The organism is Streptomyces sp. NPDC045026, assembly GCF_056432625.1.
The window spans coordinates 130,782-154,838 of sequence record NZ_JBWKIS010000012.1 but is presented as its reverse complement, the minus strand read 5'-3'; the positions used below and the strand labels follow the sequence as shown (position 1 = coordinate 154,838).

19 protein-coding genes are annotated in these 24,057 nt (G+C 71.3%); 18 read left to right on the top strand and 1 reads right to left on the bottom strand.

The genetic code is table 11. The features are described from left to right. The first annotated feature begins 83 nt into the window (after positions 1-83). From AC07EJ_RS25380 to AC07EJ_RS25340, 9 genes are all read left to right on the top strand, one after another. Complete coding sequence (locus AC07EJ_RS25380; protein ID WP_478884978.1) at positions 84-1,082, top strand: hypothetical protein; 999 nt, start codon at positions 84-86, stop codon at positions 1,080-1,082. 164 nt (positions 1,083-1,246) lie between these two features. Further along, positions 1,247-2,599 carry a nitrate/nitrite transporter gene (locus AC07EJ_RS25375; protein ID WP_389489131.1) on the top strand — a complete coding sequence of 451 codons (1,353 nt, stop codon included), beginning with the start codon at positions 1,247-1,249 and terminating at the stop codon, positions 2,597-2,599. Between the two features lie 97 nt (positions 2,600-2,696). After that, a complete protein-coding gene (locus AC07EJ_RS25370) occupies positions 2,697-3,857 on the top strand; it encodes a uroporphyrinogen-III synthase (RefSeq protein ID WP_389489129.1) in 1,161 nt (386 codons plus the stop codon). A 93-nt stretch (positions 3,858-3,950) separates the two neighbouring features. Next, positions 3,951-4,562 carry a CGNR zinc finger domain-containing protein gene (locus AC07EJ_RS25365; protein ID WP_478884977.1) on the top strand — a complete coding sequence of 204 codons (612 nt, stop codon included), beginning with the start codon at positions 3,951-3,953 and terminating at the stop codon, positions 4,560-4,562. A gap of 168 nt (positions 4,563-4,730) precedes the next feature. Then, positions 4,731-5,306 (top strand): sigma-70 family RNA polymerase sigma factor, encoded by a 576-nt coding sequence (locus AC07EJ_RS25360; protein WP_100593923.1) that lies wholly within the window; start codon positions 4,731-4,733, stop codon positions 5,304-5,306. Further along, positions 5,303-6,103 (top strand): anti-sigma factor family protein, encoded by an 801-nt coding sequence (locus tag AC07EJ_RS25355; RefSeq protein ID WP_389489125.1) that lies wholly within the window; start codon positions 5,303-5,305, stop codon positions 6,101-6,103. The genes AC07EJ_RS25360 and AC07EJ_RS25355 overlap by 4 nt, the downstream gene beginning before the upstream one ends. An 81-nt stretch (positions 6,104-6,184) precedes the next feature. After that, a complete protein-coding gene (locus AC07EJ_RS25350) occupies positions 6,185-8,584 on the top strand; it encodes a HelD family protein (RefSeq protein WP_478884976.1) in 2,400 nt (799 codons plus the stop codon). 376 nt (positions 8,585-8,960) lie between these two features. Then, entirely contained in the window at positions 8,961-10,394 is a 1,434-nt protein-coding gene (locus AC07EJ_RS25345) for an NAD-dependent malic enzyme (protein WP_389489121.1), read from the top strand. A gap of 297 nt (positions 10,395-10,691) precedes the next feature. Next, complete coding sequence (locus AC07EJ_RS25340) at positions 10,692-10,973, top strand: HU family DNA-binding protein (protein ID WP_030680681.1); 282 nt, start codon at positions 10,692-10,694, stop codon at positions 10,971-10,973. Between the two features lie 90 nt (positions 10,974-11,063). Here AC07EJ_RS25340 and murA read toward each other — a convergent pair whose 3' ends face one another. Next, positions 11,064-12,404 (bottom strand): UDP-N-acetylglucosamine 1-carboxyvinyltransferase, encoded by a 1,341-nt coding sequence (gene murA / locus AC07EJ_RS25335; RefSeq protein WP_100593927.1) that lies wholly within the window; start codon positions 12,402-12,404, stop codon positions 11,064-11,066. A gap of 325 nt (positions 12,405-12,729) precedes the next feature. On the opposite strand from murA, the gene AC07EJ_RS25330 reads away from it, so the two are divergent. From AC07EJ_RS25330 to AC07EJ_RS25290, 9 genes are all read left to right on the top strand, one after another. After that, entirely contained in the window at positions 12,730-13,290 is a 561-nt protein-coding gene (locus AC07EJ_RS25330) for a YqgE/AlgH family protein (RefSeq protein ID WP_389488074.1), read from the top strand. A 100-nt stretch (positions 13,291-13,390) separates the two neighbouring features. Further along, positions 13,391-13,675 carry a DUF3039 domain-containing protein gene (locus tag AC07EJ_RS25325; RefSeq protein WP_362906294.1) on the top strand — a complete coding sequence of 95 codons (285 nt, stop codon included), beginning with the start codon at positions 13,391-13,393 and terminating at the stop codon, positions 13,673-13,675. A gap of 256 nt (positions 13,676-13,931) precedes the next feature. After that, positions 13,932-15,224: an extracellular solute-binding protein gene (locus tag AC07EJ_RS25320; protein ID WP_478884975.1), complete on the top strand. Its 1,293-nt coding sequence runs from the start codon at positions 13,932-13,934 to the stop codon at positions 15,222-15,224. Positions 15,225-15,228: 4 nt separating this feature from the next. Further along, a complete protein-coding gene (locus AC07EJ_RS25315; protein WP_389488079.1) occupies positions 15,229-16,131 on the top strand; it encodes a carbohydrate ABC transporter permease in 903 nt (300 codons plus the stop codon). A 32-nt stretch (positions 16,132-16,163) separates the two neighbouring features. Beyond that, complete coding sequence (locus AC07EJ_RS25310) at positions 16,164-17,021, top strand: carbohydrate ABC transporter permease (protein WP_389488176.1); 858 nt, start codon at positions 16,164-16,166, stop codon at positions 17,019-17,021. Between the two features lie 5 nt (positions 17,022-17,026). Further along, positions 17,027-18,685: a beta-N-acetylhexosaminidase gene (locus AC07EJ_RS25305; protein ID WP_478884974.1), complete on the top strand. Its 1,659-nt coding sequence runs from the start codon at positions 17,027-17,029 to the stop codon at positions 18,683-18,685. 317 nt (positions 18,686-19,002) lie between these two features. After that, positions 19,003-19,887, top strand: a complete 885-nt coding sequence (locus tag AC07EJ_RS25300; protein ID WP_389488083.1) for an FAD binding domain-containing protein — start codon at positions 19,003-19,005, stop codon at positions 19,885-19,887. Beyond that, complete coding sequence (locus tag AC07EJ_RS25295; protein ID WP_478884973.1) at positions 19,884-21,644, top strand: (2Fe-2S)-binding protein; 1,761 nt, start codon at positions 19,884-19,886, stop codon at positions 21,642-21,644. The genes AC07EJ_RS25300 and AC07EJ_RS25295 overlap by 4 nt, the downstream gene beginning before the upstream one ends. Next, a complete protein-coding gene (locus AC07EJ_RS25290; RefSeq protein ID WP_393582203.1) occupies positions 21,641-23,968 on the top strand; it encodes a xanthine dehydrogenase family protein molybdopterin-binding subunit in 2,328 nt (775 codons plus the stop codon). Before AC07EJ_RS25295 ends, AC07EJ_RS25290 begins: the two co-directional genes overlap by 4 nt. The last annotated feature ends 89 nt before the right edge of the window (positions 23,969-24,057 follow it).

The following is a 24,057-nucleotide window of genomic DNA, read 5'->3' as shown; positions in this document are numbered from 1 at the left end:
GGGGTTGTGCGGCCGGTGGGGGTGGGGGAGGTTGGGGCGTGAGCGACCAGTGACCGCAGGACCACGAGGGGACCCGGACCGACATGACTCAGCCTCCCGGCCAGCCGCCGCAGGACGGATCCGGACACCACCCGGCGTACGGGCCGCCGCCCACCCCGCCGCAGGCGCCGTCCGGCGGCGGGCAGGACAACCCGTACGCCGGGGCGCCGACCCCGCCGCCGGCTCCGCCGCAGACACCGGCACCGGCACCGGCATCTCAGGGCCAGCCCGGCTACGGTGACCAGCCCGCCTACGGCGATCAGTCCGGCTACGGCGGTGACCAGCCCGGTTACGGCGCCCAGCCTCCCTACGGCCAGCCCCCGCAGGGTCAGCCCCCGCAGGGTCAGCCCCCGCAGGGTCAGCCCCCGCAGGGTCAGCCCCCGCAGGGTCAGCCCCCGCAGGGTCAGCCCCCGTACGGCCAGCCCCCGTACGGCGGGCCCTACGGTGCTGGTGGTTATCCGCCGCCTCCGCCCCCACAGGGCGGCAACAAGCGGCGGACGGCCGTCATCGTCGGGTCCGCGGTCGTCGCGCTCGTCGTGATCGTCGGCGGGATCTTCCTCGCCACGAAGAGCGGCGGCGACGACGACAAACCGCAGGCGAAGGAGTCCGTGTCGGCGGAGCCCAGCACGTCGGACGAGCCCTCCGACGAGCCCACGACCGAGGACCCCGCGACCGAGGATCCCGTCGAGGAGCCGAGTGATCCCGCGGGGACGGCGGAGGAGCGGCCCGCCGGGTCCACCGGCTATCAGGGCCAGTGGCAGGACGAGCAGGCCAGGACCCTCACGGTCGGCGACAAGGTCGCGTCCGGCACGGCCAAGGGCAAGTACAGCGTCTCCTACATCGACGCGGGCGGTAAGGGCATCTGCACCGGCATCGGGGAGAACCGCAGCGGCGGGGCCTTCCGGATCGCCGTCAAGTGCATGGGCAAGGACACCGGCGACGAGGTCTTCGGCGCGAACCTGACGCAGGCCGACGACGTGGTCACGCTGAAGTGGGACAAGGGCGGCTCGGCGAGCCTCAAGTGGGCGGGCACCACGACCTGACCCAGGTCCGCTACCTGAACCACGCCGGGGAGCGAAGCTCACCGCCGGGCCCCGCGCCCGGTGAGAGCAACGTTCCCCGGCGGTCACGGTGCGGCACAGCGCGGTAATCCCGCCTCCCTACGTTCGGGGTCATCAGCCCAGAACCGTGACCCTGGAGGCGTGTGATGGCAGCCCGGAGTTGGATCCACAGGTGGGATCCGGAGGACGAGACGTTCTGGTCGCAGGAAGGCGGCGAGAAGGTCGCGCGGCGCAATCTCGCGTTCTCCGTCCTGTCCGAGCACATCGGGTTCTCGATCTGGACCCTGTGGTCCGTGATGGTGCTCTTCATGGGGCCCGAGTACGGCATCGACCCGGCCGGCAAGTTCTTCCTGGTCTCGATGGCCACGCTGGTCGGGGCGATCGCACGGGTGCCCTACACGTTCGCTGTCGCCCGCTTCGGCGGCCGGAACTGGACGATCTTCGCGGCTGGCCTGCTGGTGATCCCGACGGCCGCCGCGTTCGTCGTGATGGAGCCGGGGACCTCGTACACGACGTTCATGGTGTGCGCGCTGCTCACCGGTGTCGGCGGCGGCAACTTCGCCTCGTCGATGACGAACATCAACTCCTTCTTCCCGCTGCGGAAGAAGGGCTGGGCGCTCGGCCTGAACGCGGGCGGCGGCAACATCGGCGTCCCCGTCGTGCAGCTGGCGGGGCTCGCCGTGATCGGCGCGAGCGGCGGCCCGCGCGTGCTGCTCGGGATCTACCTCCCGCTCATTGTGGTGTCGGCGGTCTGCGCCGCGCTGTTCATGGACAACCTCGCGACCGTGAAGAGCGACACCGGCGCGGCCGGGGAGGCCGTGCGCGACCCGCACACGTGGATCATGTCGTTCCTGTACGTCGGAACGTTCGGGTCGTTCATCGGCTACAGCTTCGCGTTCGGTCTCGTCCTGCAGACGCAGTTCGGCAGGACGCCGCTCCAGGCCGCGTCGATCACGTTCATCGGGCCGCTGCTCGGCTCCCTGATCCGGCCCGTGGGCGGCCGGCTCGCCGACCGGTTCGGCGGCGCCCGCATCACGCTGTGGAACTTCGTCGCGATGGCCGCCGCCACCGCCGTGGTCGTCCTCGCGTCGACGCAGAAGTCGCTGGCACTGTTCACCACGGCGTTCATCGCCCTGTTCGTGCTCACCGGGCTCGGCAACGGGTCGACGTACAAGATGATCCCCGGCATCTTCCGGGCCAAGGCCGCCGCCAAGGGGCTCGCGGGGGAGGAGGCGGCGGCGTACGGGCGGCGCCTGTCCGGGGCGTCGATGGGGCTGATCGGCGCGGTGGGCGCGCTCGGCGGGCTCGGCATCAACCTCGCCTTCCGCCAGTCCTTCCAGACGGCCGGCACCGGCACGGCGGCCTTCGTCGGGTTCCTCGTCTTCTACGCGGTGTGCTTCGCCCTCACCTGGGCCGTATACCTTCGCCGGCCGGCCGCCGTGGAGGCTCCCGTCGAGGCCACGGAGACGGAGCCCCGGCTCAGCTACGCCGAGGTGTGACGTAACACCGCTGACATCATGGGGAACCGAGCCCGTCACGGGATGTTGACAGGCTCGGTCGACCCCGGCAGAACCACCCGAGCGGGACGAGAGCCACATGTACGACGCACAGCAGGGCCCCCCGGCGGGGCAGCACGGCCCCCTGGCGGGCTTCACCGTCGGCGTGACCGCGGCCCGCCGCGCCGACGAACTGGGCGCGCTCCTCCAGCGGCGCGGCGCCGCCGTCCTGCACGCGCCCGCGCTGCGCATCGTCCCGCTCGCCGACGACAGCGAGCTCCTCGCGGCGACCAAGGAAATCGTCGACCACGCGCCCGACATCGTCGTAGCGACCACCGCCATCGGGTTCCGCGGCTGGATCGAGGCCGCCGACGGCTGGGGTCTCGGTGAGGCGCTCGTCGCCCGGCTGGGCGGCGTGGAACTGCTCGCCCGCGGGCCCAAGGTCAAGGGCGCCGTCCGGGCCGCCGGGCTCACCGAGGAGTGGTCCCCGTCGTCCGAGTCGATGGCCGAGGTGCTCGAACGGCTCCTCGACGAAGGCGTCGACGGCCGCCGGGTCGCCGTCCAGCTGCACGGCGAGCCGCTGCCGGGCTTCGTGGAGGCGCTGCGCGAGGCGGGCGCCGACGTCGTGGGTGTGCCCGTGTACCGGTGGATGCCGCCGGAGGACATCGGGCCCGTCGACCGGCTGCTCGACGCGACCCTCACGCGGGGCGTCGACGCGCTGACGTTCACCAGCGCGCCCGCGGCCGCGTCCCTGCTCTCCCGGGCCGAACTGCGGGGCCAGCTCCCGGAGTTGCTCGCCGCCCTGCGCCACGACGTCCTGCCCGCCTGCGTCGGCCCCGTGACCGCGCTGCCGCTCCAGGCCCACGGCGTCGACACGGTGCAGCCGGAACGCTTCCGCCTCGGGCCGCTCGTCCAGCTCCTGTGCGCCGAACTCCCGGCCAGGGCCCGTACGTTGCCGGTCGCGGGCCACCGCGTGGAGATCCGCGGCCAGGCCGTCCTGGTCGACGGCGACCTGCACCCGGTGCCGCCCGCCGGGATGTCGCTCCTGCGCTCCCTCGCGCGCCGCCCCGGCTGGGTGGTCCCCCGCGCCGAACTCCTGCGCGCGCTGCCCGGCGCGGGCAGCGACGAACACGCGGTGGAAACGGCGATGGCCAGACTCCGCACAGCCCTCGGCGCCCCCAAACTGATCCAGACGGTGGTCAAACGCGGCTACCGCCTGGCCCTGGACCCGGCAGCGGACTCCAAGTACGCGACGGACTGAACCTTCTTGCGTGAACCCTTCGTCCGTGAACCCTTCGTGAGGGGCCCGGCACCGGGGGTTCCGGCGGTGCGTGCGGGCGGGCACTGTAGGGGCATGGCATCGCCATCGTCCTCGCCGTCGTCCCCGCCGTCGTCCACGGCCTCGTACGAGCTGCGCTTCGACTCGGGGCGCAGTTCGCTGGATCTCCTGGCCACGGCGCATCCCGGCGAACGGCTCGACTCGGTGGGGCGGTTGCGGGACTGGCTGGTCGGCTCGGGGCTCGTGCCCGCGGACACGCCGCTGCGGGACGCCGACGACGCCTGGCTCGCCGCCGTGCGCGAACTGCGCGGCCACATCGGCCAGTTGGTGCGCGGCGAGCTCGACGGCAGGCCCGCGTCCGCCGCCCTGGAGCGGGTCAACGCGATCGCCCGCGCGGCGCCGCCCGCACCCCGCGCCACCCGCCGCACCGACGGCACCCTCGCCAGGGCCCTGCATGCCGACCCCGGCTGCCGCGAGCTGCTCGCGGCCGTCGCGCGTGACGCCGTGGAGCTCCTTACGGACCCGGTCGCCCGCTCCTGCCTGCGCCGCTGCGAGGGCGACAGCTGCCCGATCATCTATCTCGACACGTCCCGGGGGCGGCGCCGCCGCTGGTGCTCCAGCGAGGTGTGCGGCAACCGGGAGCGGGTCGCGAGACACCGGCGCAGAGCGGCGCTCTCGCGGGCCTGAGGAGAGCGTGAGGAGGGCCTGAGGAGCCCCCGGAGACCTCTCTGAACCCTCTTTTGACATGTCCCGGCAGATCGTTTGAACACTTCGCGGCCCGCTTACGTATTGGGGTGCGTTCAGCCGAGCGGTGACCCAGCCGGAACGCTCAACCAGGGGACAGCGGAGGTAGGCGTGCGCAAGGATTCCGCCGTGGCCGATGAACGCCCTCCGAGGGCACGACATCGCGCGCCGCAGCCTCCCGAGCCCGACGAGGAGCTGATGCGCGCGCTCTACCGCGAGCACGCGGGTCCGCTTCTGGCCTATGTGCTCAGGCTGGTGGCGGGAGACCGGCAGCGTGCCGAAGATGTCGTACAGGAAACGCTCATCCGTGCCTGGAAGAACGCCGGTCAGCTCAACCGAGCGACCGGTTCGGTACGCCCCTGGCTGGTGACGGTCGCCCGGCGCATCGTCATCGACGGCCACCGCAGCCGGCAGGCCCGGCCGCAGGAGGTCGATCCGTCGCCGCTGGAGGTCATCCCCGCGGAGGACGAGATCGACAAGGCGCTGTGGCTGATGACCCTTTCGGACGCGCTCGAGGACCTGACGCCCGCCCACCGCGAGGTACTGGTGGAGACGTACTTCAAGGGGCGTACGGTCAACGAGGCGGCCGAGACGCTCGGTATACCCAGCGGAACGGTGCGCTCTCGGGTGTTCTACGCGCTGCGTTCCATGAAGCTGGCGCTGGAGGAGCGGGGGGTGACGGCATGAGTGCCTCGTACGACGACTACGGACCGCATGGGTCCGGTGACGCGCACGAGACGGTCGGCGCCTACGTGCTCGGTGTCCTCGACGACGCCGAGGCGAGTGCCTTCGAGGCGCATCTGGCGGGCTGCGAGCTGTGCGCGCGCCAGCTGGAGGAGTTCGCCGGCATGGAGCCGATGCTCGCCGCCCTCGCGGACATCCCCGAGCCGCAGGGCACCCCCGGCAGACAACGCCTCGGCGCGCAGCTCGGCGCCCGTCCGAGCGACCAGCTCGCCGACCGGCTCTTCGCCGAGGTGGCGCAGAAGCGGGCACGCAAGCGCCGGCGCGGGATGTACCTGGTGGCAGCCGCCGCCGCGCTGATCGTCGGCGGCCCGCTGACGGTGCTGGCCGTGAACGGCGGCGGTACGGACAACGTGGCCGGGCCGCCCCATTCCACCAGCCCCGCCAAGGACGCCTTCTTCCACGGCATGTCCGACAAGGTCGCGGCGACCGACGCGACCACGAAGGTCACCGCCACCATCGGCATGGAGAAGAAGGCCTGGGGCACCCACACCGTCCTGGAGCTGAAGAACGTCAAGGGCCCGCTCACCTGCTCGCTGGTCGCGGTCGGCAAAAACGGCCAGCGCGAGACGGTCACCACCTGGGCGGTCCCGAAGTGGGGTTACGGCATTCCCAACAGCAAGCACGAGGAGTCGAAGTACCCCTTGTACGTGCACGGGGGCGCCGCGTTCGAGCGCAACGCGATCGACCACTTCGAGGTCGAGACGCTCGACGGCAAACGCCTCGTGGAGGTCGACGCGTAGCCCCGGCGGCCGGATGCGTAGCCTCCCGGGCCTCCCTTCGCGTACCTTTGACGGCTGCCCAGCACGTCAGAAGGGGGCCCGGTGGCCGCTCAGGCTCATCAGCAAACCGCGCTCGACCAGGACCGCGATTCCGTACGGGATCGCGAGATCGGCGTCGAACAGGAACACCTCGATCAGGTGTACCGCCGTCTCGAGGAAAAGATCCACGAGGCCGAGTTCCTGATGAACGACGCGGCCAAGCGGGGGCAGGTCGGTACCCCCGGCGCCCTCGCCGAGCGCGACGCCCAGGTGTTCCGCGCGGGGATCCACCTCAACCGTCTCAACAACGAGTTCGAGGACTTCCTCTTCGGCCGGATCGACCTGCTGCCCGGCAAGGACGGCAAGAAGGGCCCCGACGGCGCGTACACGGCCGTGGAGCCCGCCGAGGGGGCCGTACGCGAGGACGCGGACGGGCAGCGGACCGCCGACATCGCCGAGACGCTCCACATCGGCCGGATCGGCGTCCTGGACGCCGACTACTCGCCCCTGGTCATCGACTGGCGCGCGCCGGCCGCGGCGCCCTTCTACCGCTCGACACCGGTCGATCCGGGACGGGTCGTACGCCGCCGGGTCATCCGCTCCAAGGGCCGCAAGGTGCTCGGCGTCGAGGACGACCTGATGCGCCCCGAGCTGACCGCGCACCTCGACGGCGAGCAGCTGCCCGTCATCGGCGACGGCGCCCTGATGGCCGCCCTCGGCCAGGCCCGCAGCCACACCATGCGCGACATCGTGGCCTCCATCCAGGCCGAGCAGGACCTGGTGATCCGGGCGCCCGCCGCCTCGGTGACGTACGTGGAGGGCGGCCCCGGCACCGGCAAGACGGCCGTCGCCCTGCACCGCGCCGCGTATCTGCTCTACCAGGACCGCCGTCGCTACGCGGGCGGCATCCTGATCGTGTCCCCGACCCCGCTCCTCGTCGCCTATACCGAGGGCGTACTGCCCTCGCTCGGCGAGGAGGGCCAGGTCGCGATCCGCGCGGTCGGCTCCCTGGCCGACGACGTCTCCGGCGCGGAGGCCACGGTCTACGACTCCCCGGCGGTGGCCCGCGTCAAGGGCTCCTCGCGGATGCTGCGTGTCCTGCGCAAGGCCGCGCGCGGCGCGCTCGAAGCGGGCACGTCCGCGAAGGAACCGTCTCAGGGCACGGGCCAGCTGGCCTTCGGCGAGGAGCCCGACGACGACGCGGCGGCCCCCGCCGTGCAGCCCACGCGCCTGCGCGTCGTCGCCTTCGGCCGCCGCCTCGAACTGGAGGCCGCCGAACTGGCGAGGATCCGGCAGAACGCGCTGAGCGGCACTGCCCCCGTCAACCTCCTGCGCCCGCGCGCCCGCAAGCTCCTGCTGGACGCCCTGTGGTCGCAGTCCGGCGCGGGCACCCGCCACAGCGACCCGGAGCTGGCCGCGGAGCTGCGTTCGTCGTTCGACGACGACATCACCTCCGAGGACGACTTCATCCGTTTCCTCGACGCGTGGTGGCCCGAACTGACCCCGCGCGGGGTCCTCGCCGCGATGGGTGACGAGCGCCGCCTCGGCCGCTGGGCGCGCCGGATCCTCAACCCCGGCGAGGTCCGCAAGGTCGCCCGCTCGCTGCGCCGCGACGCCCTGTCGGTGCACGACGTGGCGCTCCTCGACGAGCTGAACGCGATCCTCGGCTCCCCGTTGCGCCCGAAGAAGAAGCGCGAGTACGACCCCCTGGACCAGCTCACCGGCCTCGAGGAGCTGATGCCCGAGCGCCACGAGACCCAGCGCGAGCGCGCCGAGCGCCTGGCCCAGGAGCGCACGGAGTACGCGCACGTCATCGTCGACGAGGCGCAGGACCTCACGCCCATGCAGTGGCGGATGGTCGGCCGCCGCGGCCGGCACGCGACCTGGACGGTGGTCGGCGACCCCGCCCAGTCGTCCTGGTCGGACCCCGACGAGGCGGCCGAGGCCCGCGACGAGGCCCTCGGCTCCCGCCCGCGCCGCCGCTTCACGCTCACCGTGAACTACCGCAACCCGGCCGAGATCGCCGAGCTCGCCGCCAAGGTCCTCGCGCTCGCCATGCCGGGCTCCGAGTCCCCGTCGGCGGTCCGCTCGACGGGGGTGCGCCCGCGGTTCGCGGTCGTGCGGGACGGCCTCGGGCACACCGTCCGCGAGGAGGCGGCGCGCCTGCTCGACCAGGTCGACGGCACGGTCGGCGTAGTCGTGGCGATGAACCGGCGCGAGGAGGCGGCGCGCTGGCTGGCCGGGCTCGGTGACCGCGTGGTGGCGCTCGGCAGCCTGGAGGCCAAGGGCCTGGAGTACGACGCGACGGTCGTCGTGTCGCCCGCGGAGATCGCCGAAGAGTCCCCGGCGGGCCTGCGCGTCCTGTACGTGGCGCTGACCCGCGCCACGCAGCAGCTCACGGTCGTCTCGGGCAGCCGCGACGAACCGGACGCGGACGGGGTGCCGGACCTGCTGCGTGAATGAGTTCGAGGGATGGGAATTGCCTTACGGGGATCCTTTGTTACCTTGGACGTGGCACCGGCTCGATCCAAGCCCCCGGGCCCAACCTTCGTCGCTTCGAGCGACCACTTGCCGCGAGGCGAGCATGGCGGGTCGGTGTCATTAACGTAGGAAGAGGTCCACGTCACCTGGTGACGTGGACCTCTTTCTGTTTTCCGTCACTTCTCGTATGGTGGAAACAACTTTCCGAAAGTGAGCGTCCTGGGTGCGTCCCGGGTGCTGTCCGGGCGGTGAACAAAACGTTCGCAATCCGGGGCGGCTACCACGTACTCAGCGGTAGGTGCGACGATCGGACGGAAAAACAGCAGCAGCCACACGGTGAAAGCAGAGGAAGTCGGCCATGGCAACGGCGCCCAGCGTCTCCTACTCGATGACGGTCCGCCTTGAGGTGCCCGCCAGCGGAACAGCGGTATCCCAACTCACGACGGCCGTGGAGTCCCACGGAGGCTCGGTGACCGGTCTCGACGTGACGGCGTCCGGCCACGAGAAACTCCGCATCGACGTCACGATCGCCGCGAGCTCCACCTCGCACGCCGACGAGATCGTCCAGGGCCTGAACGGCATCGAGGGTGTCGTCCTCGGCAAGGTCTCCGACCGTACGTTCCTGATGCACCTCGGCGGCAAGATCGAGATGCAGTCGAAGCATCCCATTCGCAACCGTGACGACCTGTCCATGATCTACACGCCCGGTGTGGCCCGCGTGTGCATGGCGATCGCCGAGAACCCCGAGGACGCCCGGCGTCTGACGATCAAGCGAAACACCGTTGCAGTCGTGACGGACGGCTCCGCCGTACTCGGCCTCGGCAACATCGGCCCGATGGCCGCCATGCCGGTCATGGAGGGCAAGGCGGCCCTCTTCAAGCGCTTCGCCGACATCGACGCCTGGCCGATCTGCCTGGACACCCAGGACACCGACGCGATCGTCGAGATCGTCAAGGCCATCGCCCCCGGCTTCGCGGGCATCAACCTCGAGGACATCTCCGCCCCGCGCTGCTTCGAGATCGAGGCCCGCCTGCGCGAGGCCCTCGACATCCCCGTCTTCCACGACGACCAGCACGGCACGGCCATCGTCGTCCTCGCCGCCCTGACGAACGCCCTGCGTGTCGCAGGCAAGGCCATCGGCGACATCCGCGTCGTCATGTCCGGTGCGGGTGCGGCCGGTACGGCGATCCTCAAGCTTCTGATCGCGGCCGGCGTCAAGAACGCGGTCGTCGCCGACATCCACGGTGTCGTGCACGCGGACCGGGCGGACCTCGTCGACGCGAAGGCCGATTCGCCGCTGCGCTGGATCGCCGACAACACCAACCCCGAGGGCCTCACGGGCACGCTCAAGGAGGCCGTGCGCGGCGCCGACGTGTTCATCGGGGTCTCCGCTCCGAACGTGCTCGACGGCGACGATGTGGCGGCCATGGCCGAGGGTGCCATCGTGTTCGCGCTCGCGAACCCCGACCCCGAGGTCGACCCCGCAATCGCCCGTCAGACGGCGGCAGTTGTGGCCACGGGCCGCTCGGACTTCCCGAACCAGATCAACAACGTCCTCGTGTTCCCGGGCGTCTTCCGTGGCCTCCTCGACGCCCAGTCGCGTACGGTCAACACGGAGATGATGCTGGCCGCCGCGGCCGCCCTGGCAGACGTGGTGAGCGAGGACGAGCTCAACCCGAACTACATCATTCCGAGCGTCTTCAACGACAAGGTCGCGGGCGCCGTCGCCGGAGCGGTGCGTAACGCCGCGAAGGCCGCCGGCGGCGCTGTGACAGGCGCCACGGCCTCCTGAGGCCCGGCGCGTCGCGGAATGCGGGGCCCCTGGCCGCCCTCTAGGGTGGCCGGGAAGCACGGCCCCGACCCCGCCCCATTCCGGGACGGCGACGCATTTCGGGTGCCTCCTGAGGGCGCCGGATTGGCTTTCCCGCCGCTGGTGGGGGCAGGATGCGTCTTCGGGCGCGAGGGTCTGAAGACGGACCCGGGTCCGGGGCCTGACCGAGGACCCTGGCAGCATCGGCTTCGCTGTGCCCAACATGCGGCTCCGCCGCGTGGCACGCCTCAACGGCAAGAAGAACACGGGAGTACAAACATGAACCGCAGTGAGCTGGTGGCCGCGCTGGCCGACCGCGCCGAGGTGACCCGCAAGGACGCCGACGCCGTGCTGGCCGCGTTCGCCGAGACCGTCGGCGAGATCGTTGCCAAGGGCGACGAGAAGGTCACCATCCCCGGCTTCCTGACCTTCGAGCGCACGCACCGTGCCGCTCGCACCGCCCGCAACCCGCAGACCGGCGAGCCGATCAACATCCCGGCCGGTTTCAGCGTGAAGGTGTCCGCGGGCTCCAAGCTCAAGGAAGCCGCCAAGGGCAAGTAAGCCAGGCAACAGAAGGGGCGGCCACCCGAACCGGGTGGCCGCCCCTTCTGTGTTGCCGCAGTGCTTCAAGAGGGCGTCAGCAGGCTGTGGCTAGCCCAGTGCCTTGCCGGGCAGCTCGACCTTCGCGCCCAGTTCCACGAGCTTCTCCATGAAGTTCTCGTAGCCGCGGTTGATCAGGTCGATGCCGTGGACCCGGCTCGTGCCCTGAGCGGCCAGGGCGGCGATCAGATACGAGAAGCCGCCGCGCAGGTCGGGGATGACCAGATCGGCGCCCTGGAGCTTCGTGGGGCCCGACACGACCGCGGAGTGCAGGAAGTTGCGCTGGCCGAAGCGGCAGTCGGAGCCGCCCAGGCACTCGCGGTAGAGCTGGATGTGCGCGCCCATCTGGTTCAGCGCGGACGTGAAGCCCAGACGGGACTCGTAGACCGTCTCGTGGACGATGGACAGGCCCGAGGCCTGCGTCAGGGCCACGACGAGCGGCTGCTGCCAGTCGGTCTGGAAGCCGGGGTGGACGTCCGTCTCCAGGGCGATCGACTTCAGCGAGCCGCCCGGGTGCCAGAAGCGGATGCCCTCGTCATCGATCTCGAAGGCGCCGCCGACCTTCCGGTACGTGTTCAGGAACGTCATCATCGAGCGCTGCTGGGCGCCGCGGACGTAGATGTTGCCCTCGGTCGCCAGCGCGGCCGACGCCCACGACGCGGCCTCCAGACGGTCCGAGAGGGCGCGGTGCGTGTAGCCGCCGAGCTTGTCGACACCCGTGACCCGGATGGTCCGGTCGGTGTCCATGGCGATGATCGCGCCCATCTTCTGCAGCACGCAGATGAGGTCCTCGATCTCGGGCTCCACGGCCGCGTTCGAGAGCTCGGTCACGCCCTCGGCCAGGACGGCCGTCAGGAGCACCTGCTCGGTCGCGCCGACCGACGGGTACGGCAGCCGGATCTTCGTGCCGCGCAGCCGCTGCGGGGCCTCCAGGTACTGGCCGTCCGCCCGCTTCTCGATGGTCGCGCCGAACTGGCGGAGCACCTCGAAGTGGAAGTCGATCGGCCGGCCGCCGATGTCGCAGCCGCCGAGACCGGGGATGAACGCGTGGCCGAGCCGGTGCAGGAGCGGCCCGCACAGCAGGATCGGAATGCGCGAGGAGCCGGCGTGCGCGTCGATGTCGGCGACGTTGGCGCTCTCCACGTGCGACGGGTCCATGATCAGCTCGCCAGGTTCCTCACCTGGGCGGACCGTCACGCCGTGCAGCTGGAGGAGGCCGCGTACGACCCGGACGTCGCGGATGTCCGGGACGTTGCGCAGTCGGCTCGGCTCGCTGCCGAGCAGCGCGGCGACCATGGCCTTGGGCACGAGGTTCTTCGCGCCGCGGACACGGATCTCGCCCTCCAGCGGGGTTCCGCCGTGGACAAGCAGTACATCGTCGGTGACGGTCATGAATCTCGCGTTCCGATGAGATGGACAGGACAGATGGTCAGGACCGCAGGGCGGAGCCGTCGGGCGAGGCCTTTCGGGCCGGGCCGCTGGGCGGGCCAAGGCATAAGCGTAAGGGCCGCCTACCCCCCTTCCGTAAGCCCAAGGGCACCGGGGGCACGTCATGACTTCGCTACAACACGAAAAGTCCCGAAACGGGCGCGGAGGGTCACCTCCCGGGGCGGCTCGCGGCGCACGCGCGGGGCGCGTGAGGCGTCCCTGAGCTGGGCGCACCCCGGAAGGGTCATTGACTCCCCGCTCGGCGGCAAGATGCGGGATCATGTCTGGCATGACCGAGGTGTCCTCGCTCACAGGGCGGCTGCTCGTGGCCACACCCGCCCTCGCGGACCCGAATTTCGACCGGGCGGTCGTGCTGCTCCTCGACCACGACGAGGAGGGCTCGCTCGGCGTCGTCCTCAACCGGCCCACACCGGTCGGCGTCGGGGACATCCTGGAGGGCTGGGGCGAGCTCGCCGGGGATCCGGGCGTCGTCTTCCAGGGCGGCCCGGTCTCGCTCGACTCGGCGCTCGGCGTCGCGGTGATCCCGGGCGGCGAAGGGCCCCTCGGCTGGCGCCGGGTCCACGGCGCGATCGGCCTGGTCGACCTGGAGGCCCCTCCGGAGCTGCTCGCCGCCGCGCTCGGCTCGCTGCGGATCTTCGCGGGGTACGCGGGCTGGGGCCCGCGCCAGTTGGAGTCCGAGCTGACCGACGGCGCCTGGTACGTCGTCGAGTCGGAGCCGGGTGACGTCTCGTCGACGGACCCCGAGGGGCTGTGGCGGGCGGTGCTGCGGCGCCAGCGCAGCGACCTGGCGATAGTGGCGACGTACCCGGACGATCCGTCGCTCAACTGACGCCGTCGGCCGGTGCAGTGACCGGCGGGATCCGGGCGTGCGGGCCCTTCGTCCCGAGGCCGCTGACCCTTCCCCCGGCGCTTAAGTACCCTTGGCTTCTATGAGCACTCTTGAGCCCGAGCGCGGGACAGGTACGGGGACCCTCGTAGAGCCGACGCCGCAGACGTCGCACGGTGACGGCGACCACGAGCGCTACGCCCACTATGTCCAGAAGGACAAGATCATGGCGAGCGCCCTCGAGGGGACGCCGGTCGTCGCGCTCTGCGGCAAGGTCTGGGTGCCGGGCCGGGACCCGAAGAAGTACCCCGTGTGTCCCATGTGCAAGGAGATCTACGAGTCCATGGGCGCCGGCGGCGACAAGGACAAGGGCGGCAAGGACAAGTAGTAGTAAAGGCAGGGAGCAAGAGGGCGAGAGGGCGAGAAGCGGCGGCCCGCGCCGCTGCTGAAGGCCCGCGAGGCTCCTGAGACTCCTGAGGCCGTTGCGAAAGGCCCCCGAGGTGCGCATCTGTCGCGCCATGGGGGCCTTTGTGCTGCCTGCGCGACCGTTGCGCTCAGTGGTCTGGACCTCCTAGCCTCCTCTGTGTTGTGCACAGCAAAACCGCCATTGCGTATGTTGCAACGACACTTCGGAGGCTGCCCCCATGAAGCTCCCCGTCCGAATGGCCGCACCCCTGGCCGCACTTGCCCTCGCCGCCGCCTGCGCCCCCGGGACGTCGGACACCGGCTCCGCCAAGGACGACAAGAGCGGGACCCTGCGCGTCTGGCTCTTCCAAGAGGTCAACAACCAGCCGAAGCAGAAGGTCGTCGACGCGGCCGTCGCTGCCTTCGAGAAGTCCCACGACGGCGCCGACGTCAAGATCGAGTACATACCCGTCGAGACCCGCGCCGAGAAGATCAAGGCCGCCTTCAACGACCCGAAGAGCGCGCCCGACGTCATCGAGTACGGCAACACCGACACCGCCGGATACGTCAAGGACGGCGGCCTCGCCGACGTGACCGCCGAGTTCGGCGCCTGGTCCGAGGCCAAGGACACCGACCCGACGGCCAAGGAGTCCGTGACCGTCGACGGAAAGATCTACGGCGCCCCCTACTTCGTCGGCGTCCGCGCCCTCTACTACCGCACCGACATCTTCAAGGACCTCAAGCTCGACGTCCCGGCGACACAGGCCCAACTCGCCGCCACGGCACGGAAGATCCACCAGGCGAAGCCCGACCTGTACGGCCTCGCGGTCGGCGGCGCCTACACGTACGGCGCCATGCCCTTCATCTGGTCCCAGGGCGGTGAACTCGCCGAGAAGAAGGGCGGATCGTACGAGTCGGCCATCGACAGCCCGGCCGCGCGCAAGGGCATCGAGGCCTACACGTCCCTCTTCGGCGGCGACAACTGTCCGGCGGCCAAGTGCGCCGGCATGGGCGGCAACGACACCGTCACCGCCTTCGCCTCCGGCAAGGCCGGCATGGCCATCGGCGGCGACTTCAGCCACCAGGCCATGGAGGACGGCAAGGTCAAGGGCAAGTACGCCGTCGTGCCGCTGCCCGGCGCGGACAAGGGCGACATCGCCCCGGCCTTCGCGGGCGGCAACAACATCGGCGTACTCAGGAGCACCTCGCACCGTACGCTCGCCGTGGACCTCATGAAGAGCCTCGCCTCGAAGAAGACGCAGGGCGAACTCTTCGACGCGATGGGATTCCTGCCCACGTACACGGACGTCCGCGAGAGCGTCGCGAAGAAGGAGCCCTTCGTCGCGCCCTTCATCAAGACCCTCGGCGCCGGCGCCAAGTTCGTGCCCGCATCGCCCGCCTGGGGCCAGATAGACGCCTCGCTCGTCCTGCCGACCATGTTCCAGGAGATCGTCAGCGGACGTGAGGACGTGGCGACGGCCTCGCGGGACGCGGCGAAGAAGATGGACACCGCCTTCCGCGCCGCGGGCTGATCGAGTGGCCACCCACACCACGACCGCCCGCCGCACCGGCGCCTGGACCCCCTGGCTGTATCTCGCCCCTGCCCTGCTCCTCCTCGGCGGGCTCCTCGTCTACCCCGTCTACCAACTCGGCCTGATCTCGTTCCTCGAATACACCCAGGCCCAGGTCAGCGGCGGCGAACCGACCACCTTCCAGGGGCTCGGGAACTACGCGACGCTCTTCGCCGACGAACAGTTCTGGCAGGTCCTGCTCGCCACGGTCCTGTTCGCCGCCGCGTGCGTCGTCTCCACCCTCGCCGTCGGCTGCGCCCTCGCCGTCCTGCTCACCCGCGTACGCGCCCTGCCCCGGCTCGCCCTGATGCTCGCCGCGCTCGGCGCCTGGGCGACCCCCGCCGTCACCGGATCCACGGTCTGGATGTTCCTCTTCGACCCCGACTTCGGCCCGGTCAACCGGGTGTTCGGGCTCGGCGACTTCTCGTGGACGTACGGCCGCTACAGCGCCTTCGCGCTCGTCCTGCTCGAAGTGGTGTGGTGCTCCTTCCCGTTCGTGATGGTCACCGTGTACGCGGGCATCAGGGCGGTCCCGGCGGAGATCGTCGAGGCGGCGGCCCTCGACGGGGCCTCGCAGTGGCGGATCTGGCGCTCGGTGCTCGCACCGATGCTGCGGCCGATCCTCCTCGTCGTCACCGTCCAGTCGGTCATCTGGGACTTCAAGGTGTTCACCCAGATCTACGTCATGACGAACGGGGGCGGCATCGCGGGCCAGAACCTCGTCCTCAACGTGTACGCGTACCAAAAAGCCTTCGCGTCCAGCCAGTACAGCCTCGGCTCGGCGATCGGCGTCGTCATGCTGCTGATCCTGCTCGCCGTCACGCTCGGCTACCTGCGGATCCTGCGCCGCAGAGGGGAGGAGCTGTGAGCTCCGTACGTGCTGCGAGTCCCGTACGCGCCGTGAGTTCCGTACGGGTACGCGTACGGCTCCGGGTGCGGCGGCCGTGGCGGCTCGCCGCCGAGGCGTCCGCTCTCCTGATCGCCCTCGTCGTCGCCTTCCCCCTCTACTGGATGGTGCTCGGCGCCTTCAAGCCCGCCGGCGAGATCGAGTCGGCCGAGCCGAGACCCTGGACGCTCGCGCCGTCCCTCGACTCCTTCCGGCGCGTCTTCCAACAGCAGGAATTCGGCCGGTACTTCCTCAACAGCCTGATCGTCGCGGGCACCGTCGTCGTGCTCTCCGCCCTCGTCGCATTCCTCGCGGCGACCGCGGTGACAAGGTTCCGCTTCAGGTTCCGCACGACGCTTCTCATCATGTTCCTGGTCGCGCAGATGGTGCCCGTCGAGGCCCTCACCATTCCGCTCTTCTTCCTCATGCGGGATTTCGGGCAGCTCAACACACTCGGCTCACTGATCCTGCCGCACCTCGCGTTCTCCCTGCCCTTCGCCGTGTGGATGCTCCGTGGCTTTGTGAAGGCCGTTCCTGAAGCACTTGAGGAAGCCGCGTACATCGACGGCGCGAGCCGCACCAGGTTCCTCTGGCAGATCCTTTTCCCGCTGGTCTTTCCCGGCCTCGTGGCGACCAGCGTCTTCTCCTTCATCTCCACCTGGAACGACTTCCTGTTCGCGAAGTCCTTCATCATCAGCGACACCTCGCAGTCGACCCTGCCCATGGCCCTGCTCGTCTTCTTCAAACCCGACGAGAACGACTGGGGCGGCATCATGGCGGCGTCGACGGTAATGACCATTCCGGTACTGGTCTTCTTCGTACTCGTACAGCGGCGCCTGGTGTCCGGGCTCGGCGGCGCGGTTAAGGACTGACGTCAGTGACTTCGGCAGATCTCATTCCCGCACCCCGCCGGACGGCGCCCGGTGACGGCCTCCACGAACTCGGCGACACCACCACGATCGCCGCCGGCGCGGGTACCGAGGGCGTCACCCGCTGGCTGCGCTCGACCGTCGGCGCCGCCACGGGCCTCGCCCTGCGCGACGCGGACACCGGCCTTGAACTGCGCGACGGCGACACCCGTATCGAACTGCGCGTCGATCCCGAACTCGGCCAGGAACTCGGCCCGGAGGCCTACCGGATGACCGTCGACCGGCGGGCCGTCCGCATCGAAGGCGGCAGCGCCGCCGGCGTCTTCTGGGGAGCCCAGACATTCCGTCAGCTCCTCGGCCCCGACGCGTTCCGGCGCGCGCCCCTCGAACCGGGCCGCAGGTGGACCGTCCCCACCGGCACCGTCGAGGACGCACCCCGCTTCCCCTGGCGCGGCCTGATGCTGGACGTCTCACGCCACTTCATGCCCAAGGACGGAGTCCTGCGCTATCTCGACCTGCTCGCCGCGCACAAACTGAACGTCTTCCACTTCCACCTGACCGACGACCAGGGATGGCGCGTCGAGATCAAGCGCCACCCCAGGCTCACCGAGCAAGGCGCCTGGCGCGCACGCACGAAATTCGGCCACCGCGCCTCACCACTGTGGGACGACCGTCCGCACGGCGGCTTCTACACGCAGGACGACATCCGCGAGATCGTCGCGTACGCCGCCGAACGGCATATCCGCGTCGTCCCCGAGATCGATGTCCCCGGCCACTCCCAGGCGGCCATCGCGGCCTATCCGGAACTCGGCAACACGGACGTCGTCGACACCGCCTCCCTCACCGTCTGGGACAACTGGGGAGTAACCCCGAACGTACTCGCGCCGACCGACCACACCCTGCGCTTCTACGAGGGCGTGTTCGAGGAACTCCTCGGCCTCTTCCCGGCCGATGTCTCGCCGTTCATTCACATCGGCGGCGACGAGTGCCCCAAGGACCAGTGGAAGCAGTCACCCGCCGCGCAGGCCCGCATCGCCGAACTCGGCCTGAAGGACGAGGACGAGCTCCAGTCCTGGTTCATCCGGCACTTCGACACCTGGCTCACCGAACGCGGCCGCCGCCCCATCGGCTGGGACGAGATCCTGGAGGGCGGCCTGGCGCCCGGCGCCGCCGTGTCGTCCTGGCGCGGCTACCAGGGCGGCATCACCGCCGCCCGTGCCGGACACGACGTCGTCATGTGCCCCGAACAGCAGGTGTACCTGGACCACCGTCAGGCGCCGGGCGACGACGAACCGATGCCCATCGGCTACGTCCGCACCCTGGAGGACGTCTACCGCTTCGAGCCCGTCCCCCCGCAGCTCACTGAGGCGGAGGCGCGGCACGTCCTCGGCACCCAGGCCAACGTGTGGACCGAGGTGATGGAGAGCCAGGACCGCGTCGACTACCAGGTGTTCCCGCGCCTGGCCGCCCTCGCCGAGGTCGCCTGGAGCGCCCTGCCCGCACCCGCCGAACGCGACTACGCGGACTTCCGGCGCCGAATGACCGCCCACTACGCCCGGCTTGACGCCCTCGGCGTCAGCTACCGCCCGCCCACAGGCCCCCTTCCGTGGCAGCAGCGACCGGGTGTGCTCGGACGCCCGATCGAGGGGGCGCCCCCGAACGTGTGAGGTGCCCGCCGTACGCGTGCCCCGGGGCCCCGGCCCTGGGACCGTGGGACCGCACGAGAAAGCCTTACAAAAATCACCGAAGAGTGGCAATGCGCACCGACCGGTGACCAGGGGCGAAAACGACCCATCTCCCTGGTCCTCGGGGCGAAAGCCTCCTAGCGGACCCCCTCGCCGGGCCCCCGGGAAGATGTGCCAGAGTTGCCACGTCCGGCCTGTCAGCACGTACCGTACGGCGGAACAGGCGTAACGGCGCGAACGACGGTTCACAGGCCGAAGCCGCCGGGCGAAGTGCCGGACATCGGGAAGGGGCAGCCGGTTTGACCACGCACGCAACGCAGGCCGTGACGCTCCCGGGCTCGCTGGACGAGGCCGTGGCAGCACTCGCCGCCATGCCCGCCGCGGTCCCGGTCGCGGGCGGCACCGATCTGATGGCCTCGGTCAACGCCGGACTGCTGCGCCCCGCCGCCCTCGTCGGCCTCGGCCGCATCAGCGAGATCCGCGGCTGGCAGTACCAGGACGGTCACGCTCTGCTCGGCGCCGGCCTCACCCACGCCCGCATCGGACGCCCCGACTTCGCCGCCCTGATCCCCGCCCTCGCGGCCGCGGCCCGCGCCGCCGGGCCGCCCCAGATCCGTAACGCGGGCACCCTCGGCGGCAACATCGCCTCCGCCTCGGCGACGGGCGACACCCTGCCCGTCCTGGCCGCCCTCGAAGCGACCCTCGTCATCGCGGGCCCCGGTGGCGCGCGGCGCGAGGTCCCCGTCTCCCACCTGCTCGCGGGCATGGAGATGCTCAGCCCCGGCGAGCTCATCGGCTTCGTGCGCGTGCCGCTCCTGCACGCCCCGCAGACCTTCCTCAAGGCCACGGGGCGTACCGGCCCGGGACGCGCCCTCGCGTCCGTCGCGCTCGTCCTCGACCCGGCCAGGCGCGGCGTGCGGTGCGCGGTCGGTGCCATCGCGCCCATGCCGCTGCGGCCCCTGGAGGCCGAGCAGTGGGTGGCCTCGCTCATCGACTGGGACGGCGAGCGGATGCTCGTACCCGAGGCGCTGACCGCGTTCGGCGAGTACGTCGCCGCGGCCTGCATCCCCGACGCCGCCCCGGGCCCGGACGGCACCCAGGAGCAACTGCCGCCCGCCGTACTGCACCTGCGGCGCACGGTCGCCGCGCTGGCCCGACGTGCACTTGGGAGGGCGCTGTCGTGACTGACGAGCACAACCACGGTAGCCACGGTGGTCACCAGGGTGGCGGCTGGGAGCCGCTGCCCCAGGGCGACTACGACGCGGACGCCACCGCCTTCGTGCAGCTCCCCGAGGGCGGCCTCCCCGATGTGCCGCTGGCCGCGCCGGGGCACGGCTACGTACCGCCGCAGATCACCATCGCGCCCGGCGGCCCCGCGGCCACGGACCCGGCGGCGACGGGCGTGTGGGTACTGCCGCCCGACGTGACGGGTGCGCAGGCGGCGCCCACGGGCGCGGGGACCGGCGAGGTGCACTGGCCTGAACCGGCCGAGCACGGCGAACACGCAGGGCATGCCGAACCGGCCGCTCCGGAGGCGATGCCCTCGTACGGCAACGGGCTCGGGCATGGCGGCGGCCACGGGGCCGGGGTGACCGGGCAGTGGGACTTTTCCGACGCGCAGGCGGGGCAGGTGCCGCCCGCCCACGGGCATCCGGTGGCCGAACCGGCGGGGCAGGCCGGGCAGACCGGGCAGTGGTCGATCCCGGTCATCGCCGAGGGGGATCTTCCGGACGAGTCGGGCGAGTTCACCACGTCGTCCATCGCCGCGCAGTGGGGCCGGACGCCTCCGGCGACGCTGCCGGGTGGCGCGGTGGCGCCCTGGGCGGCGGAGGAGTGGGCACGGGAGCCTTCGCAGGACGTCACTGAGGTTCCGGGGGTCCGGGAGGTCCCGGAGGTCCAGGAGGGCGAGGCGTTCGAGCCTGAGGTCGCGCCGGAGGCGGCGTGGGGGGACGTACGCGGTGAACACGGCGTACGCGGTGAACACGGCGTACGCGGTGAACACGGCGTACGCGGTGAACATGGCGTACCCGCCGAGCACGACGTAAGCGGTGAGCACGACGTAAGCGGTGAGCACGGCGCAGGCGGTGAGCACGGCGCACGTGGCGAGCACGAGCCGGTCCTGGTGCCGGCCGCCGAGCCTTCTGACGTGCGTGAGGGCCGTGAGGTCCCTGACGTCCGCGACGTCCGTGACCGTGACGTCCGCGAGGCTCCTGAGCTCGACGAGGCCCCCGACGTTCCCGAGGCCCCCGAGCTCGCAGCCCCCGCCCCTGAGGCCGTCGACACCGACGAGCCCGCCCCCGACGCCGTGGTCGCCCCCCTCCACGACGACCACCCCCTCGCCTCCTACGTCCTGCGGGTCAACGGCACCGACCGCCCCGTTACCGGCGCCTGGATCGGCGAGTCCCTGCTCTACGTCCTGCGCGAGCGCCTCGGCCTCGCCGGGGCCAAGGACGGCTGCTCGCAGGGCGAGTGCGGCGCCTGCAACGTGCAGGTCGACGGCCGCCTCGTAGCCTCCTGCCTGGTGCCCGGCGCCACCGCCGCCGGCAGCGAAGTGCGCACCGTCGAGGGCCTGGCCGCCGACGGGCAGCCCTCCGACGTGCAGCGCGCCCTCGCCGGCCGTTGCGCCGTCCAGTGCGGCTTCTGCGTGCCGGGCATGGCGATGACCGTGCACGACCTCCTGGAGGGCAACCCGGCTCCCACCGAGCTGGAGACCCGCCAGGCCCTGTGCGGCAACCTGTGCCGCTGTTCCGGATACCGCGGGATCCTGGACGCCGTACAGCAGGTCGTCACCGAACGCGAGGCGTCCGCGGCGAGCGCGACCACTGCGACGGACTCGACAGGCTCCACCGCCTACGCGGGTGACGCCGGGGGCGAGGCCCGCATTCCGCACCAGGCGGGCCCCAGCGCGACCGAAGGTATTCAGGACGGAGGTCTGACGTGAGTGACGAAGCAGCAGCCATCGCGCCGCCGGCCCCCGTGGCCGAGCCGCTGCCGCACGGCCTCGGGGCCTCCCTGCCGCCCGCCGAGGCGCGCGCCAAGACGGAGGGCACCTTCCCGTACGCCGCCGACCTGTGGGCCGAGGGCCTCCTGTGGGCGGCCGTCCTGCGCTCCCCGCACCCGCACGCGCGCATCCTGTCCATCGACACCACCCACGCGCGCGAGATGCCCGGCGTACGCGCCGTCATCACGCACGAGGACGTCCCCGGAGCGCCCCTTTCCGGCCACCGCGCCGCGGACCGCCCGGTCTTCGCCTCCGACGTCGTACGCCACCACGGCGAGGCCATCGCGGCCGTCGCCGCCGACCACCCGGACACCGCGCGCATGGCGGCCGCGGCCGTCATCGTCGAGTACGAGCTGCTCGAACCCGTCACCGACCCCGAGCAGTCCTTCGCCGCCGAGCCGTTGCACCCCGACGGCAACCTGATCCGCCACATCCCCCTGCGCCACGGCGACCAGGACGCGGTCGGCGAAATCGTCGTCGAGGGCCAGTACCGCATCGGCCGCCAGGACCCGGCCCCCATCGGCGCCGAGGCCGGCCTCGCCGTCCCGCGGCCCGACGGGGGAGTGGAGCTCTACATCGCCTCCACCGACCCGCACGGCGACCGCGACCTCGCCGCCGCCCGCTACGGCCTCGAACCCGAGCGCGTGAAGGTCGTCGTCACGGGCGTGCCCGGCGCGACCGGCGACCGCGAGGACCAGAGCTTCCAACTCCCGCTCGGACTACTCGCGTTGAGGACCGGCTGCCCGGTCAAACTCACCGCTACGCGCGAGGAGTCCTTCCTCGGCCACACCCACCGCCACCCCACCCTCCTGCGCTACCGCCACCACGCGGACGCCGAGGGCAAGCTGGTCAAGGTCGAGGCGCAGATCCTCCTCGACGCGGGCGCGTACGCGGACACGTCCTCGGAGGCGCTCGCCGCCGCGGTCTCCTTCGCCTGCGGCCCGTACGTCGTCCCGCACGCCTTCATCGAGGGCTGGGCGGTCCGTACGAACAACCCGCCCTCCGGCCACGTACGCGGAGAAGGCGCCCTCCAGGTCTGCGCCGCGTACGAGGCACAGATGGACAAGCTGGCGAAGAAGCTCGGCATCGACCCGGCGGAACTGCGCCTGCGCAACGTCATGGCGACGGGCGACATCCTCCCCACGGGCCAGACGGTGACGTGCCCGGCCCCCGTGGCCGAACTCCTGTCCGCCGTAAGGGACTTCCCGCTCCCGGAGCTGCCCAGGGACACCCCCGAGGACGAGTGGCTGCTGCCCGGCGGCCCCGAGGGCGCGGGCGAACCCGGCGCGGTGCGCCGCGGTGTCGGCTACGGCATCGGCATGGTGCACATGCTCGGCGCGGAAGGCACCGACGAGGTGTCGACGGCGACGGTGAAGGTCCACGACGGCGTCGCGACGGTCATCTGCGCCGCAGTCGAGACGGGCCAGGGTTTCTCTACTCTGGCGAGGCAGATCGTCCAGGACACCCTCGGCATCGACGAGGTCCAGGTCGCGCCGGTCGACACGGACCAGCCCCCGGCCGGCCCCGGCTGCCGGGGCCGCCACACCTGGGTCTCGGGCGGAGCGGTGGAGCGGGCGGCGAAAATGGTCCGCACGCAACTCCTCCAGCCCCTCGCCCACAAATTCGGCATGTCCACGGAGCTGCTCCAGATCGCGGACGGCAAGATCACGTCGTACGACGGAGTCCTGTCGACGACGGTCACCGAGGCGATGGACGGCAAGGAACTGTGGGCCACGGCCCAGTGCCGCCCGCACCCCACGGAACCCCTCGACGCGGACGGCCAGGGCGACGCCTTCGTGGGCCTCGCGTTCTGCGCGATCCGCGCGGTGGTGGACGTGGACATCGAACTCGGTTCGGTACGGGTCGTGGAACTCGCAGTGGCCCAGGACGTGGGCCGCGTGCTCAACCCCGCCCAGCTGACGGCCCGCATCGAAGCGGGCGTCACTCAGGGCGTGGGCGCGGCCCTCACGGAGAACCTCCGCACCCCGCGCGGCCTGGTCCGCCACCCCGACTTCACGGGCTACGCACTCCCCACGTCCCTGGACGCCCCCGACATCCGCATCGTGAAACTGGTCGAGGAACGGGACGTGGTGGCCCCCTTCGGAGCGAAGGCGGCGAGCGCGGTCCCGGTGGTCGCGTCCCCGGCAGCGGTCGCCTCAGCGGTCCGCGCAGCCACAGGCCGCCCGGTCAACCGCCTCCCGATCCGCCCGCAGGCGGCGGTGGTGACGAACGCGTCCGCTCCGGCGATGGCGTCAACGGAGTAACCCTGCCTGCTCGTTGCAACTTGTGACACGACGTGTCGTTGTGTGACGCGATGTGGATGGTCTCTGCACCGGGCGGCGTGTGAACTGAC

Excerpts from the sequence above, each read along its gene's own strand:
- AC07EJ_RS25380 (WP_478884978.1), top strand. The coding sequence starts at position 84 with ATGACTCAGCCTCCCGGCCAGCCGCCGCAGGACGGATCCGGACACCAC.
- AC07EJ_RS25375 (WP_389489131.1), top strand. The coding sequence starts at position 1,247 with ATGGCAGCCCGGAGTTGGATCCACAGGTGGGATCCGGAGGACGAGACG.
- AC07EJ_RS25370 (WP_389489129.1), top strand. The coding sequence starts at position 2,697 with ATGTACGACGCACAGCAGGGCCCCCCGGCGGGGCAGCACGGCCCCCTG.
- AC07EJ_RS25365 (WP_478884977.1), top strand. The coding sequence starts at position 3,951 with ATGGCATCGCCATCGTCCTCGCCGTCGTCCCCGCCGTCGTCCACGGCC.
- AC07EJ_RS25355 (WP_389489125.1), top strand. The coding sequence starts at position 5,303 with ATGAGTGCCTCGTACGACGACTACGGACCGCATGGGTCCGGTGACGCG.
- AC07EJ_RS25345 (WP_389489121.1), top strand. The coding sequence starts at position 8,961 with ATGGCAACGGCGCCCAGCGTCTCCTACTCGATGACGGTCCGCCTTGAG.
- AC07EJ_RS25340 (WP_030680681.1), top strand. The coding sequence starts at position 10,692 with ATGAACCGCAGTGAGCTGGTGGCCGCGCTGGCCGACCGCGCCGAGGTG.
- murA (WP_100593927.1), bottom strand. The coding sequence starts at position 12,404 with ATGACCGTCACCGACGATGTACTGCTTGTCCACGGCGGAACCCCGCTG.
- AC07EJ_RS25330 (WP_389488074.1), top strand. The coding sequence starts at position 12,730 with ATGACCGAGGTGTCCTCGCTCACAGGGCGGCTGCTCGTGGCCACACCC.
- AC07EJ_RS25325 (WP_362906294.1), top strand. The coding sequence starts at position 13,391 with ATGAGCACTCTTGAGCCCGAGCGCGGGACAGGTACGGGGACCCTCGTA.
- AC07EJ_RS25320 (WP_478884975.1), top strand. The coding sequence starts at position 13,932 with ATGAAGCTCCCCGTCCGAATGGCCGCACCCCTGGCCGCACTTGCCCTC.